Genomic DNA, 14841 nt, shown 5'->3' on the forward strand with positions numbered 1-14841 from the left:
CCCATGTCCGAATCCCCTCCCCCTCCTTCTTCCCCGTCCCCCGTCGAGCTGCGCGAAGAGATGCGCGGGCCCGTCATGTGGCTCACCATCGATCGCCAGGAACGCCGCAACGCCATCAACGCAGCCGTGCTCGAGGGCCTGTCCGATGCGCTGGCCCGCGCCAACCGCGACACCGCCGTGCGCGCCGTGGTCCTCACGGGCGCCGGCACGCGCGCCTTCTGCGCCGGCGCCGACCTGCAAAGCGGCACCTCCTTCAAGTTCGACTACGCCGCGCCCTACCAGGGCATGGCCAACCTCTTTCGCCAGGCGCGGCAATCGACCGTGCCGCTGATCGCGCGCGTCAACGGCGCCTGCATGGCGGGCGGCATGGGCCTCATGGCGATGTGCGACCTGGCCGTGGCCAGCCGCCAGGCCGTGTTCGGCCTGCCCGAGGTGAAGGTCGGCGTGTTTCCCGCGCAGGTGCTCAGCGTGCTCGGCGGCCTGCTGCCGCGCCGCGTGCTGGCCGAGATGTGCATCACCGGCGAGCCGATCGACGCCGCGCAGGCGCTCGAGCTGAAGCTCATCAACCGCGTGAGCGACGACGTCGACGACAGCGTCGACTGGCTGCTGGGTCGCTTGCTCGACAAGTCGCCCGCCGCCATCCGCCGCGGCCTGTACACGATGAAGAAGATCGAGGCCATGGCCTTCGAGGAATCGATGGCCTTCACCGAAAGCCAGATCGGCCTGTTCGCGCTCACCGAAGACGCGGCCGAAGGCCAGCTCGCCTTCCGCGAGAAGCGCAAACCGCAATGGAGTGGCCGATGAACAGCAGCAACCACAACAACAATCGCGTCGTCCGCATCGGCGGCGCCTCCGGCTTCTGGGGCGACAGCAGCGTGGGCGCGCCGCAGCTCGTGGCCAGCGGGCAGATCGACTACCTCGTGTTCGACTACCTCGCAGAGCTCACCATGTCGATCCTCGCGGGCGCACGGCTCAAGAAGCCCGAGCTGGGCTACGCGACCGACTTCGTGGCGGTCGCGATGAAGGCCGTGCTGAAAGACGTCGTGAAACAAGGCATCCGCGTCGTGAGCAACGCGGGCGGCGTCAACCCGCAAGGCTGCGCCGATGCGCTCGCGGCACTGGCCGCCGAGCAAGGCATCACGCTGAAGATCGCCGTGGTCAGCGGCGACGACGTGTCGCCGCTGCTGCCCGAGCTGCGCGCCTCGCAACCGCCCGTGCGCGAACTGCAGAGCGGCGCGCCGCTGCCCGAGCGCGTGCTCAGCGCCAACGCCTACCTCGGCGCGCGCCCGGTCCAGGCCGCGCTCGACGCGGGCGCGCAGGTCGTCATCACCGGCCGCTGCGTCGACTCGGCCGTCACGCTCGGCGTGCTCATGCACGAATTCCAATGGCAGCCCGGCGACCACGACCTGCTTGCCGCGGGCAGCCTCGCGGGCCACATCATCGAGTGCGGCTGCCAGGCCACCGGCGGCCTGCACACCGACTGGGACACCGTTCCCGACTGGCCGAACATCGGCTATCCCATCGTCGAATGCAACGCCGACGGCAGCTTCGTCGTCACCAAGCCCGCGGGCACCGGCGGCAAGCTCACGCCCGCCGTGGTCGGCGAGCAGATGCTCTACGAAATCGGCGACCCCGCCGCCTACCTGCTGCCCGACGTGGTGGCCGACTTCACGCAGGTGCGCATCGAACAGGCGAGCGAACACCGCGTGCGCGTGCACGGCGCGCGCGGCCGCGCACCCACCGGCCGCTACAAGGTCTGCGCCACGTATGTCGACGGCTTCAAGACCGCGGCGCAGCTCACGATCGTCGGCTTCGACGCGGTGGCCAAGGCGCGGCGCACCGGCGAAGCGATCCTCGCGCGCACCGGCGCCCTCTTCGCGCAGCAGGGCCTCGGGCCCTACAGCGGCACGCAGCTCGAAGTGCTCGGCGCCGAGTCCTGCTACGGCCCGCATGCGCAGACGCAGGCGCAGCAGATCCGCGAGGCCGTGCTGCGGCTCGCCGTGACGCATCCGCGCAAGGACGCGCTGGAGCTGTTCGCGCGCGAGGTCGCGCCAGCCGGCACCTCGTGGGCGCCCGGCACCACGGGCGCGGGCGGCGGGCGCGCCTCGGTGTCGCCGTCGATCCGGCAGTACGCATTCCTGCTCGACAAGGCACGCGTGAGCCCGCAGGTGCGCGTCGATGGGCAGGCCGTCGATGTGCCCGCAACGCACGCCACCAGCGACGACCCGCCCGCTGTGCGCACCAACGATGAACTGCCCCTGGCCACGCCCGGCGACGACGCCATCGAGGTCCCACTGATCCGCCTCGCGTGGGCCCGCAGCGGCGACAAGGGCGACACCTCGAACATCGGCGTCATTGCGCGCCATCCCGAACTGCTGCCGCTGCTGCGCGCGCAACTCACCGAGGCGCGCGTGGCCGCATGGCTCGCGCACCTGGTGCAGGGCCGCGTCACGCGCCACGAGGTGCCCGGCATCCACGCCTTCAACTTCGTCTGCGAGCAGGCGCTGGGCGGCGGCGGCATGGCTTCGCTGCGCAACGACCCTCTCGGCAAGGGCATGGGACAGATCCTGCTGGCGCTGCCCGTGCGCGTGAGCCCGGCGCTGCTGGCGCGGCTGCTTCCTTAGCACCAATCGGGACAACCGTGCGACAGCAGGGTTGAGACGGGCGGCTTAGCCTTGCGCCTGTTTCAACTCTGCCCCCTCAATCCACGATGTCCACCCTTTTCGACCCCGTCCAGGCCGGCGACCTCCAGCTCGCCAACCGCATCGTGATGGCGCCGCTCACGCGCAACCGCTCGCCCAACGCGATCCCGCCCGACATCGCCGCCACCTACTACGCCCAGCGCGCCAGCGCCGGCCTGCTCATCACCGAAGCCACCGCCATCAGCCACCAGGGCCAGGGCTACGCCGACGTGCCCGGCCTCTACGGCACCGAGCAGCTCGACGCCTGGAAGCGCGTGACCGACGCCGTGCACGCCGAGGGCGGCAAGATCGTCGTGCAGCTGTGGCACGTGGGCCGCGTCTCGCACACCGAACTGCAACCCGGTGGCGGCAAGCCCGTCGCGCCCTCGGCCATCACCGCCAAGACCAAGACCGTGCTCATCAAGGACGGCGTGCCCACCTTCGTTGAAACGTCGGAGCCGCGCGCACTCGACGCGGCCGAACTGCCCGGCATCGTCCACGCCTATGCCGCGGCCGCACGCAACGCCGTCGAGACCGCGGGCTTCGACGGCGTGGAGCTGCACGGCGCCAACGGCTACCTGCTCGACCAGTTCCTGAAAGACGGCAGCAACAAGCGCACCGACGACTACGGCGGCGCCATCAAGAACCGCGCACGCCTGCTGCTCGAGTCCACGCGCGCCGTGGTCGACGCCGTCGGCGGCGGCAAGACCGGCATCCGCCTGTCGCCCGTCACGCCCGCCAACGACGTGCACGACAGCGACCCGCAGCCGCTGTTCACCTACGTCGTGCAGCAGCTCGCGCCGCTGAACCTGGCCTACATCCACATCATCGAAGGCGCCACCGGCGGCCCGCGCGAGATCGCCGACCGCCCCTTCGACTACGAAGCCCTCAAGGCCGCCTACCGCGCCGCCGGCGGCAAGGCCGCCTGGATGGTCAACAACGGCTACGACCGCCCCCTGGCCGAAGAAGCCGTGAAGGAAGGCGACGACCTCGTGGCCTTCGGCAAGCCCTTCATCTCGAACCCCGACCTGGTGCGCCGCCTGCGCGAGCACGCGCCGCTGAACGAGCTCGACAAAGCGACGATGTATGGGGGTGGGGTGAAGGGGTATACGGACTATCCGGCGTTGGGCTGAGTCGGCCCTTCGGCGTCAACTTCTTCGCGCTTGCTTCGCCCTTTTTGACGGGCAGCGCGTAAGGTGACGATTGTTCGCAGTGTGCGCCGCGCAGTCCCTGCAGACTGCGCCGACCTCTCCTCCTCTCAAGGAAGTCGTCGATGCCGCGCACGCTGTCTTTTTCTTCTGCTGCGATCCCTGTTGTTCTTGGTCAGGCTGCACTGGAGCCCGTGCGGCTGTCGGGGCATGAGGGGCTCAACAGCCTCTTTACCTACGAGCTGCTTCTCAAGACCCCGGATGCGCTGGCTCTGTCCGGCGTCTCTTCCGGCGCCGACTTCGACCTGGATGCCTTCATCGGCCAGGAGATCAGCTGCGAGATCGAGCTCGATGGCTCTTCCCCCCGCCAGATCAACGCCCTGATCACCGACGCAGCCCTGTGGGGCGAGGAAGGGCGCCACGCCCAGTACAAGCTCACCCTGCGTCCCTGGCTGCACCTGGCCACCCTGCGCACCGACTGCAGGATCTTCCAGAACCTCAGCGTCGTCCAGATCCTGGACGAACTTCTGGGCGGCTACGCCTTCCCCGTGGACAAGCGCCTGATCGAGCACTACCCCGTGCGCGACTACCAGACCCAGTTCAACGAGAGCGACTTCGCCTTCCTTGCCCGCCTGTGCCAGGAATGGGGCATCAGCTACCACTTCGAGCACTCGGACGGCAAGCACCGCCTGGTGCTCTCGGACGCCATGGGCGCCTATGGCGCTGGCGATACCCTGTACCAGGAGATCGAGTACCACGCCCCGGGCTGGAAGATCGATGCCGAGTACATCCACAGCTTCGTTCCCCAGCACCAGCTCACCAGCGGGAAGTACGCCACCCGGGACTACGACTACACCCGGCCCAGAGCTGATCTGAGTGTTTCTCGAAGCGACCCACGCCCGACCGGGCAGGCCGAGGGCGAGGTCTACCAGTGGCATGCCTCGGGAGCGGGGGGCAGTCACTACGCCCAGCCCAATGCGGGAACTGATGCAAGCACTGATCCTCACGGAGAAGGCCACTTGCTGTCCCTGCTGCGCATGCAGGCACTGCGCACCCACGGAGCCCGCGCCCAGGCCAGCGGCAACCTCAGAGGCATGGTGCCCGGGTGCACCTTCCAGCTGAAGAAGCACCCCAGGGAGTCGGCCAACGCCGAATACCTGATCCTGGACACCCGCCTCCTCATCGAAGACGTGGCCGAAGACAGCCAGAACCGCGAAGCCACTGCCGACCGCAAGCAGCAATGGCGCGTGCAGGTGGACTTCACGGCCCACCCGGTCACAGAGCCCCTGCGACCCGAGCCGACCCAGCCCAAGCCCGCCATGGTCGGCCCCCAGGTGGCGCTGGTGGTGGGCCCCGAGGGCCAGAACCTGTGGACGGACGAGCTGGGGCGCATCAAGGTGCAGTTCCCTTGGGACCGGCAGGGACAGAAGAACCAGCACAGCAGCTGCTGGGTGCGGGTGAACTCGCCCTGGGCGGGCAACCAGCTCGGGGGCATCCAGATCCCGCGCATCGGGCAGGAAGTCATCGTGAGCTTCATCGCGGGAGACGCGGACCTGCCCATCTGCATGGGAAGAGTCCACAACCAGGTGAACCTGCCGCCGTGGCAACTCCCTGGCCAGAGCGCATTGAGCGGGTTCAGGAGCCGGGAGCTGACCGAGAGTGGGGGCAACAGTGCGGCGGGAAGGTCGAACCATCTGATCCTGGATGACACGGCCGAGAAAATCCAGGTGCAGCTCAAGAGTGATCACCAGAGTTCCAGCCTGAGCCTGGGGGCGATCACGCGCATCGAGGACAACGCGGGCAGAAGGGACCCCAGGGGTGAGGGCTTCGAGTTGAGGACGGATGCTCATGGCGTGCTCAGGGCGCAGGACGGCATGCTCATCACCACTGAAGGCCGCCCCGATGCCGCTCGCCACGCCAAGGACATGGGCGAAACCATCCAGCGCCTGACGAGCGCACGCGACCAGATCGAAGGCTTGGCCGAAGCGGCCCGCACAGCCGAGGCCCAAGACGGCAACGACGACCAGTCCACCGTTGCCCAAGCCATCAAGCAGCAGAACGAAGACCTCCGGGGCCACGGCAGCCCATCGGCCGAAGGCTGCTTTCCCGAACTGGCCGCACCGCATCTCGTGCTCGCCAGCCCCGCAGGCATTGCAGCCACGGCGACCACTCATCTGCACGCGCATACCGGCACGCACATCCAGCTCACCAGCTCCGGTCACACCTCCTTGAGCGCCGCGCAACGCATCCTCGCCAGCGTGGCCAAGGGCATGCGCATCTTCACGCTCAAGAGCGGCATCAAGGCCTTTGCCTCGCAAGGCGACATCCGCATCGAGGCCCAAAGCGACGCCATCGAGGCCACCGCCTTGAAGGACATCGACATCGTGAGCACCGAAACACGGTCTACATCTCCGCCAAGAAGAAGGTCACGATCAACGGCGGCACCAGCTTCAGCGAATGGAGCGAAGGCGGCATCCGGCATGGCACGTTGGGCACGTGGATCGAACACGCGGCAATGCACGGAACGCCGGGACCCGACAAGAAGCCAGGACCCACGGCACAGAGCGTGTGCTGGGAATGCCTGGCACGTGCTGCACGTCAGGCCTCGCCTGTGGCTCCCCGGATCTGACAAGGCCGGTACCGATGGAAATTCAAGCGCACGAGCGTGAGGCGATCGAGCATGAGATCTCGCAGACCATCGCACAAGACATCGGTACTTTCGCCCGCCTCTCGCGCCAGAACGGTCAACGTTGTCACGCATTGGTGGACGCCGGCCGATGCGGAAGGGTCGAAGAAGACAGGCAGGAAGACGGATGGGTGGCGCGTCTGGTGGCGCGATACCCACTCGACGCAACCCCTTTGTTCCTTCACACGCCGGAAGCCGCTGCGGCCGGTGTCGGCCCTTGGCTGGTCGAACTGCCATCCATGCCCGATGCAGCGGACGCAGCGCCATGGCTGCACGACCTCGCACGTGGCGCAGGTGCTGCGCATGCCCTCAGTCTCGTGGCTTCGCCGTTGCGGTCGATCACGCTGGCCACACACCTTCGCACTTGGCTCGACGCCGTGATTCCCCCGGACCCTGGCCTCGATGACGACGAGGCCGTCGGCGCAGTACTCCGCTGGTTCGATCCGCGCATCGGCTTCGACATGGTGACCTGCTGGCCTGACGAAGTTCGGCAAGACTTCCTGAGCGCTTTCACCTGGGCAGGATGGAACGCCGAATTCCATCCGCAGGGTCTTCGGTGCAGCAAGCCACACACACCACAAGGTGCCGCACGCACCGAGCCCATGCGACTGAACAAGGACCTGCTGCTCGCCATGGCTCCACTCAACCGGGCCGATGCGCTCCTGGCCCATGTGCACGAGCGTTTCGGGTCGCAGGCATTCCAGCACATCGCCCCTGCCTTGCAGCGGTGGATCGCCCTCGATCAGCGGCAAGCCGTGCAGCGGCTCGGCCTGACCGATTTCGAGGACTGGATCACGTTGCTGCAGCAGTCGCTGAGCCTGCACCCCGAACTGTCGCGCCTGCCCGGCCTTGCAGAAGACCTCGCCGACGCGCGAAGTGCAGGGCGCACGCTCGCCCACGTGTTCGAAGCGCAGCCGGCCGAGTGGTGGCGACAACAACGGAATGCCGCCTCCCACACGTGGGCCCAGTGGGCTCATCGCTTTCTGGCGCCGTTGCATGCACGACGTGGTGCCTCCGATGCAGCCCACGTCTTTGCCACCCTGTTTCCAGCTGCGTCGCCCGCCACCAGACGCGGGCATCTCACCCACTCGCCCCGGATCGATCCGCCATGCCCTATCAACCCAAGCCCAGCGTCTGCGACTGCTCCGAAACGCCGGTGCTCGAAGAAGAAGCCATCATCCTGTTCCCCAGCCTGGGCACGCCGTTGCTGCTGGCCCCCGGCCAGGTCAAGGCCAGCATCTTCATCGCCGCGCCTTCGAGCATGCGTGGCAAGGCCAAGGCAGCCGTCCCCACCGGTGAGGCCGTCGAAATGTACAGGCTGGTCGACCAGCATCTGCGTGTGGTCGACCTCGCAAGCAAACAGGAGACTAAGCAAGCCGAAGGGTCGACACAAACTGGCACCCTCTTCGGAGACGGCACGACATGTGCTCTCGCCAAACCTTGCATCAAGGCCTGGCTCGTCGGCCCTTTCGGGCCTGGGGCACTCGTCAGCGATCGGCACGGCCGCCCCTTCGCCACGATCGCCCCCGCAGCGGCCCGGATCTACACCAAGGTGCAGGACGTCTACGAGATCGAGATCGATTTGTCGGCCCCGCCCTTCGCCGGTCTGCAGAAGCCCGGTGCCATGAAAAGCCTTGCCTGGATGACCCGGCTGAGCACCGCAGACAGGAAGCTCGAAGCCTTCAAGGGCGTCAAGTACGCCGAGGCTCAAGACCTTGCCATCACACGCTTCCTGCAACAGCAGGCCGCACGCGATCCCTGGCACTTCGACAAGCTCCACGAATTCGCCATGCCGCCACCCGATGTCCCGTTCAGCTGGAGCAAGCCCGGCCAGAAACCCGAGCTGGATACCCTCCTCAAGAGCTGGCACCCCGTCAAGCGCATGACCAAGCCGCGCCTCAAGCTGGGGCATCTCTCCGACGTTCACATCAACGTGCGTCAGAACGCCATGGGCCGCAGCGATGCCAAAGTGCTTGAAGAAGCCGACGCGGCTTGGAACCGGCCCGTCGGCAGCAAAGTCTGCAACAGCTTCGAGGCTCTCAAGAAGCTGTTCGAGACGATGGCCACGGGCAGCGACCAGGTCGATGCCGTGCTGCTCACGGGAGACTTGATCGACTACAACCGCAACTTCAATCCCATGGCAGAACCCGGCGGCCCGGGCAGGATTGGCGAGCAGTGGAAAGCCTTCAACCTGCTGGGCAATGTTTTCGACAAGGAAAAAGGCCGCCGCCTCTATCCGAGGGGCCTGGACGACATGATGGTCTTCAGCCTAGTGCGCGAGATGTACCGCAATCCCAAGTACCAGTTACCCATCATCATGACCAGCGGCAACCACGAGGCTTACCAGGTGCCCTACGGCATCAGCGCACGCGTGGAGGCTGGCGACCAGCACAACTGGGCGTTCATGCTCGGCGTACTCGAGACGACAACGCCCAACAGCCGCGACGCACGCAAGCGCATGGAAGAGAACGCCCAAAAGTCCTGGCTCGATGGCAACGTTCCGGCAGAGGCCCGACGGGCGCAACGAGCCCTTGCGCAGCCCGATGCCGTGGAGCGCCACCGCACCCAGTTCGAGGCCGCCAGCGCCTGGACGCGCGGCAAAGCCAATGAAGGCATGAGCCGCGACCACAACATGACCATCTACGAGGCCTGTCTCGCTTATGGTCCCACCTACGGCCACGCATTGACTGGCTACAACTTCGACGGCGGCCAGTTCGACTGGTTCTATGCGCTGTTCACGCCGCTTGCGGACGTGGTGTATGCCTACGGCGCGGAGAGCACTGACAAGCCGGGCGCCAAGGCTGGACAGGTGATTGCGGCGCTCGGCTGGGGGATCGACGAGAACTTCAAGAACCTGCTGGGCGTTGCCGATTGGGGCGTGGACCGCCAGGGGCCGGGAATACTCCCTCGCGCCACCGAGTCGTTCAGCCATGACCAGCTCAAGCTGCTGACGCAGGCTCGAAGCTACAAGGCTGCGAGCGAGGGCACGCTCACCGTCGCAACGCACTTCACCATCGTGAGCTTCGACGAACCCGAGCCCTACAGCAACGTGGCCAAGAAGAAGGACCGGGTCTTCTTTCACCCGCGCGACGGCGCCACCGGTGTCTGGGGCATGAAGGCTGCGCTGAACCACGTCAACGTGGGCACTTGCGAAAAAAACCAGGCCACCTACCTGGCCCAATACGTTCAGCCGATGGATCAGGCAAAGACCAGCCCCAGCCGCCCCAAGGTGGATTGGCACCTGTCGGGCCACAGCCATCGCTCGGGTGTCTACAAGCTCGGTTGGGACCCCCGTGGCATCTATGCGTCAGATGGCTGGCGCGTCGAGGTGCGAGAAGCCAAAGACCCGGGCATCCACAACACGCAAACAGTCAAACCGAACACCGTGACGGCGCTGATCGTCTCCAGTTGTGGCGGGCCCATCGGCTACCAAAACCTGGACGGCGAACTCAGCGCCTGGACCGGCCGGCCGCCCGCGGGGACCGCGCTCGATCCCACGACGGGCGAGATCCGGCAGGTGAAGACCGATCGGTGTCATGTCCTGGGCGAATTCCAGGGCAAGGGCTTCAATGAAAAGCCGCGGTTGGCGGTAGCACTCGACTACCTGCACGCCATGAGCGGCTTGCCCAAGAAAGGCAACATCCGCGTGCCATTGCGCTTCAAGCCTGGGTACTTCGGCAAGAGCGGCCAGCTGGAACTGGTCTTGAGCGAGCAAGTGCGCAAGCTGGGGTGTGTGACAGAAGTGAAGTTGTGGGTGTTCGAGAAGAACAACCCAAAGCGTCCCGACGGTTCGCGTGGCGAAACCAAGACCTGGCATCCCATCACGCCCAGCTTGAAAGGCACCACACTGAGCTTCAAGGATGAAGACACGGCAATGCTGTTGTCGATGATGAGTTCCAAGACTGTGAGTTCCAACGGTGCGTTGGCAATGGCGTGGAGTCCCCGATCAGTGGTCGAGAACTACCCCAATACCGAGTACGTGACGCTCCGTCAACGACTGGTTCAGGCCTTCTGTGAAGTGACGTTGAAAGAACCCAGCCTGACCGACGCGGGCGAAAACTGGGGCAAAGACGTGCTCCATGCAGACCCGTGGGTGTTTCCTCTGGACATCGCACTCATCGACGGCAATGTGAACATGGGCGGGTTCAGCCTGGACAAGTCGGACCCGGCGCGTCCGAAGAACGCGGTGTGGCACTTTGGACGACCGATGGGAGAACGTGGGGAAGTGCCGGACTGGGACTTTCTTTCGAATACCTTCTCAACCAAGGGTTACATCGAAGCCAAGGAAGCAATCACTGGCAAGAAGCCAGTATTGGTCGACAGGTAGCGCATGAATCGTCGTCTCCTCGTCAAATTGCTCGGCTCGGCCGCGAGCATCTCTCTACTTGGATGTGAAATGAACGGCAAGAAAAATGTTCGCAGCTTTGGCAAGACCTTCGCCTACTTGAACGATCCCCTGCTGAGGACAAGGGAGAGCGGCGATATCCCGCTCGTCGTCGAAGGCGCCGAATTCAGTGGTGCACACTTCGACGGCATCGATTGGAAAAAGATAGCGTTTCGAAACTGCGACTTCGTCGGTGCCTACGAAGTTAGGCCAGCATCGATTGAAGAAGCGGTTTTCGAGGGGTGTCGGTTCTCTGGAATCTTCAACCTGGGCACGTTGAAAAACGTTCGATTTGTCCGATGTCTGATCGCCGATACCAGTCATGTTGTAGGCGACGTTGGTAGCACTGGCGTGGTGTTCGATTCATGTGAAATGATGGGCAGCGATCCCGAACCGAATCATTGGGGAAGCTTTGGTGCCTACGGAGACGTCTCGTTTATTCGATGCAAGGCCAGACGAACCAATCTTTCAGGAGAAACGGAGCACTTGATGCGCGAGTGCGAGTTTGAAGACATTCACTGCGGCATCAGCAAAGACGGAGGAGGCTCTCTCGTCCTGATCGAGAACTGCAAGCTACGGGGTCGCTTTCGATTGGCTCCTGCGCTCATCCGATCTCTCACCATCCGCGACACCGTCATCGAAATGCTCGACTTGGCTGGCGCCACCATCAAGGACGAACTACTGATCGAGCGCGTGCGTGGCGGCAGCGTCGAGGCGATCATCAAGGGCGCTAAGCGCCTCGCAGTGCGAGATAGCCAATTCACTCCTCCCGCATCAGGCGAAAAGTTCGCTTTCAGCCTCGCCAGCAATGACGCCCAGGAGGTGCTGATCGAGAACACCTCCATCCTTGGCGGCAACATCCTCGTGGACATCGGCGGCGGCCCACATACCGAGTCCCTTTTTTTTCGTAAGAGCAAGTTCACCCGGCTTGACCTGCAGTACGCCCATGCGGCGCATCTGCTTCTGGAGGAATTCGAAGCGAACTCCGTGCGCTTGAACGATGCCCGCATCGGCAAGCTGGAACTGAGCTCGGCCGCCTTTGCCTTGACCCTGGACCTGTCCAACACCCAGGTCCATGAATTCAAGAAAACCGGTGGCACCGACCTGAAGAAGCTGAGCGGTCTCAAGCTCGACGGCTCCAACATCAAGCTGCCGCAATGAACCGCCCCCACGCCAAAAAAATAGGCATGTGCAAGCTCGACGGCTGCCACATCGAACCGACATGACTGGCTGCTTTGCAGATCCATTTTTCCTTCTTCTATGCGGCATCCCATGGCTTCTTCTTGGGTTGCTAGTGGGTGGCATCGTGCTCGGGTTCAAGATGGCACGAGACAAGGCAGGATTTGCGAGCTTCGCAGGCGCTCTGATCTTCATCATCTGCCTGCTTTGTGCCTCTTTTCTTCTTTGGGGCACCCTCCTGATCTTCAGCAAGGACCTGTCACTCGGCAGCAACTGGATGGGCACTCGATAGCCGGTGCTCTTGGCCGCACCCACGGCAGTGTCTCCCCGCCGTGAGCCGCAAAACGCCCAAATTGCCTTCGCAGCACGCCGCGCGTACCCTTGGTCATTTGCCGCACGCATCTTCACCATGACGCGCATTGCCGAACGCCTCCACGCCCTGGGCCTCGTCCTTCCTCCTGCCGTGACGCCACCTCCCGGCGTCATCCTCCCCTTCCAGTTCGTCCGCCTCATCGGCCGGCGCGCGATCGTCTCGGGCCACGGCCCGCTCACGGCCGACGGCCGCATCGCTGCACCGCTGGGCAAGCTCGGCGCAGAGCTGACCGTCGAGCAGGGCTACACCGCCGCGCGCCTCACCGGGCTCGCGATGCTCGGCAGCCTGCAGCGCGCGCTCGGCGACCTGGACCGCATCACCGCATGGACGCGCGTGTTCGGCATGGTCGCTTCGGCACCCGGCTTTCAGCAGCAGCCGACGGTCATCAACGGGTTTTCCGATCTGATCCTCGAGCTCTTCGGTCCCGAGGCCGGCGCGCATGCGCGCAGCGCCGTGGGCATGGCCGAGCTGCCTTTCGGCATCCCGGTGGAGATCGAGGGCGAGGTCGAGTTCGACGCGTGAGCGACAACGCTGCACCCTGGCATCTGCGCCGTGCCACCGCCGACGACGTGGCGGCTGTCACCGCATGCGCGGTCGAGGCCTTCCGCACCTACATCCCGCGCCTGGGCCTCACGCCGCGGCCGATGACGCGCGACTACGCGCAGGCCATCGCCCATCTGCAGGTGTGGGTGGCCGAGCGCAAGGGTTCGCAGATCGGTGCGGCGCTGTTGCTCGACGTGACTGACGAGGGCTTTCTCATCGACGTGATCGCGGTGCACCCCGACCACCAAGGCAGCGGCGCGGGTCGCGCCTTGCTCGAACTGGCCGAGCGCGAAGCGCTGCGCCAGGGCCACGCATCGATCTACCTGTTCACGAACGAGAAGATGACCGAGAACCTCGCGCTCTACCAGCGCATCGGCTATGTCGAGTTCCGGCGCGAATCGCTCGACGGGCGCACGCGCATCTATCTGCGCAAGCCACTGACAAGCGCGTGAATGGTCAGGCGTCGTCCCCGAAGGTCACGCTCACGCGCAGGCCATTGGGCTCCGCGGCGTCGAGACGCAACTCGGCCCCCAGCAGCTCGGCATAGCGCGCCACGATCGACAGCCCCAGCCCCGCGCCCTGCCCCAGCTTCTGGCCCGCGGGCCCTTGCGCCCAACGTTGCATGAGGTCGCGCTGCGCCTCGAGCGGAATGCCGGGCCCATCGTCGATCACGCTCAGCGTGCGGCCGGCGAGTTCGACGGTGATGGTGCGGCCGCCGTAGCGCAGCGCGTTGTCGATCAGGTTGTCGAGGATGCCCTCCACCAGCGCTTCGTTTGCAAGCACCGTCACGCCGTCGTCGAGGCCACGCGCGCCCAGGTCGACGCCGCGTGCATCGGCGCGTGCGAGGTGGCGCAGCACGGTCTGCTCGGCCAGCATGTCGAGCGACACGGGCGTGCGCTGCAGGTCGGTGCGCGCCTCGTCGGCCAATGCCAGCGCGAGCAGCTGGTCGATGAGGTGGCTCGCGCGCGCCTGCCGTTCGGACACGCGCGTGAGCTGTTCGCGCCACACTTCGGTGTCGTGCTGCGCGAGCCCGTACTCGGCCAGCGCGCGAATGCCTGCGAGGGGCGTGCGCAGTTCGTGCGCCACGTTGCCCACGAACTCGCGCTGCGCGCGCACGCTGTGGCGCAGCCGGTCGAACAGCGCGTTGACGGCATCGCCCAGGCGCTGCAGTTCTTTCGAGGTCTGCGCCACGGTCACCGGCGAGAGGTCGCGCACGTCGCGGGTGTCGAGCGCACGCTGCAACTCGCCGAGCGGACGCAGGTCACGTCGGATGCCGTGCCAGAGCCACACGGCCAGCAGCACGAGCAGCAGCACCTGCGGCGCCATGGCATAGAACAGCAGCCGCTGCACCAGTGCGGCGCGGCTCAACGTGGTCTGCGCCACGATCACGCGGTAGGGCATGTGCAGGCCGGGCTCGGCGTCGTGATCGAGCACCACGGCGCGCAGCACGTTCCCGTCGTAATCGATATCGGAAAAACGGTAGCGCGAACCTTCGTCGGGCAGCGGTGCCTTCAGGTCGACCCTGCCCGAGATCGGCGTGCCGTCGAGCCGCTGCACCGAGAAGTAGACCTTGTCGGTCTGGTCGAACAGCACGGTCGCCACTTCGCGCGGCGTCAGCAGCAGCTCGATGCCGCGTTCGCCGGCCTGCACGTTGGCCGACAGCGCATAGGCGTCGTCGAGCATGCCGCGGTCGAAGGCCTGCTCGGAGAAGTAGTTGGCGATGACCAGCGCGATCACCGCACCGGCCATCCAGGTCAGCGCCAGCGGCACCAGCACGTTGCGCAGCACGCGCCGCGTGAGCGAAGGTGCAGTGCGCGTGACCGGTGGGGTGGCCTCGCTCACGGGCG

The 14841-nt window shown here is 65.6% G+C and carries 9 protein-coding genes and 2 pseudogenes; 10 read left to right on the forward strand and 1 reads right to left on the reverse strand.

Annotated elements, in window-relative coordinates:
* The first annotated feature begins 3 nt into the window (after positions 1 to 3).
* The 10 genes and pseudogenes from VBO01S_RS10590 to VBO01S_RS10630 all read left to right on the forward strand — a co-directional run bounded on the left by VBO01S_RS10590 (position 4) and on the right by VBO01S_RS10630 (position 13446).
* Entirely contained in the window at positions 4 to 804 is an 801-nt protein-coding gene (locus VBO01S_RS10590) for an enoyl-CoA hydratase/isomerase family protein (protein ID WP_062473775.1), read from the forward strand.
* Positions 801 to 2624 (forward strand): acyclic terpene utilization AtuA family protein, encoded by a 1824-nt coding sequence (locus VBO01S_RS10595; RefSeq protein ID WP_062473777.1) that lies wholly within the window; start codon positions 801 to 803, stop codon positions 2622 to 2624. The genes VBO01S_RS10590 and VBO01S_RS10595 overlap by 4 nt, the downstream gene beginning before the upstream one ends.
* A gap of 86 nt (positions 2625 to 2710) precedes the next feature.
* Positions 2711 to 3814: an alkene reductase gene (locus VBO01S_RS10600; RefSeq protein WP_062473778.1), complete on the forward strand. Its 1104-nt coding sequence runs from the start codon at positions 2711 to 2713 to the stop codon at positions 3812 to 3814.
* Positions 3815 to 3954: 140 nt separating this feature from the next.
* A pseudogene (locus tag VBO01S_RS10605) lies at positions 3955 to 6458 on the forward strand (type VI secretion system Vgr family protein).
* A 14-nt stretch (positions 6459 to 6472) separates the two neighbouring features.
* Positions 6473 to 6946, forward strand: a pseudogene (locus VBO01S_RS33510) (DUF4123 domain-containing protein); the annotation flags it as partial.
* A gap of 677 nt (positions 6947 to 7623) precedes the next feature.
* The gene (locus VBO01S_RS10610) at positions 7624 to 10842 is read left to right on the forward strand and encodes a metallophosphoesterase (RefSeq protein ID WP_062473782.1); all 3219 of its coding nucleotides are present in this window, start codon (positions 7624 to 7626) and stop codon (positions 10840 to 10842) included.
* A gap of 3 nt (positions 10843 to 10845) precedes the next feature.
* Complete coding sequence (locus VBO01S_RS32370; RefSeq protein WP_157627339.1) at positions 10846 to 12060, forward strand: pentapeptide repeat-containing protein; 1215 nt, start codon at positions 10846 to 10848, stop codon at positions 12058 to 12060.
* Between the two features lie 61 nt (positions 12061 to 12121).
* Positions 12122 to 12370 (forward strand): hypothetical protein, encoded by a 249-nt coding sequence (locus VBO01S_RS10620; protein ID WP_062473785.1) that lies wholly within the window; start codon positions 12122 to 12124, stop codon positions 12368 to 12370.
* Between the two features lie 117 nt (positions 12371 to 12487).
* The gene (locus VBO01S_RS10625) at positions 12488 to 12973 is read left to right on the forward strand and encodes a RidA family protein (protein WP_062473788.1); all 486 of its coding nucleotides are present in this window, start codon (positions 12488 to 12490) and stop codon (positions 12971 to 12973) included.
* A complete protein-coding gene (locus VBO01S_RS10630) occupies positions 12970 to 13446 on the forward strand; it encodes a GNAT family N-acetyltransferase (RefSeq protein WP_062473790.1) in 477 nt (158 codons plus the stop codon). The genes VBO01S_RS10625 and VBO01S_RS10630 overlap by 4 nt, the downstream gene beginning before the upstream one ends.
* Before the next feature lie 4 nt (positions 13447 to 13450).
* Here VBO01S_RS10630 and VBO01S_RS10635 read toward each other — a convergent pair whose 3' ends face one another.
* Positions 13451 to 14836, reverse strand: coding sequence for a sensor histidine kinase (locus VBO01S_RS10635; protein ID WP_062473793.1), 1386 nt, complete (start codon positions 14834 to 14836; stop codon positions 13451 to 13453).
* Positions 14837 to 14841 lie beyond the last annotated feature (5 nt).

Origin of the sequence: Variovorax boronicumulans NBRC 103145 (assembly GCF_001591345.1) — a bacterium.
GTDB classification, from domain to species: Bacteria; Pseudomonadota; Gammaproteobacteria; order Burkholderiales; family Burkholderiaceae_C; genus Variovorax; species Variovorax boronicumulans.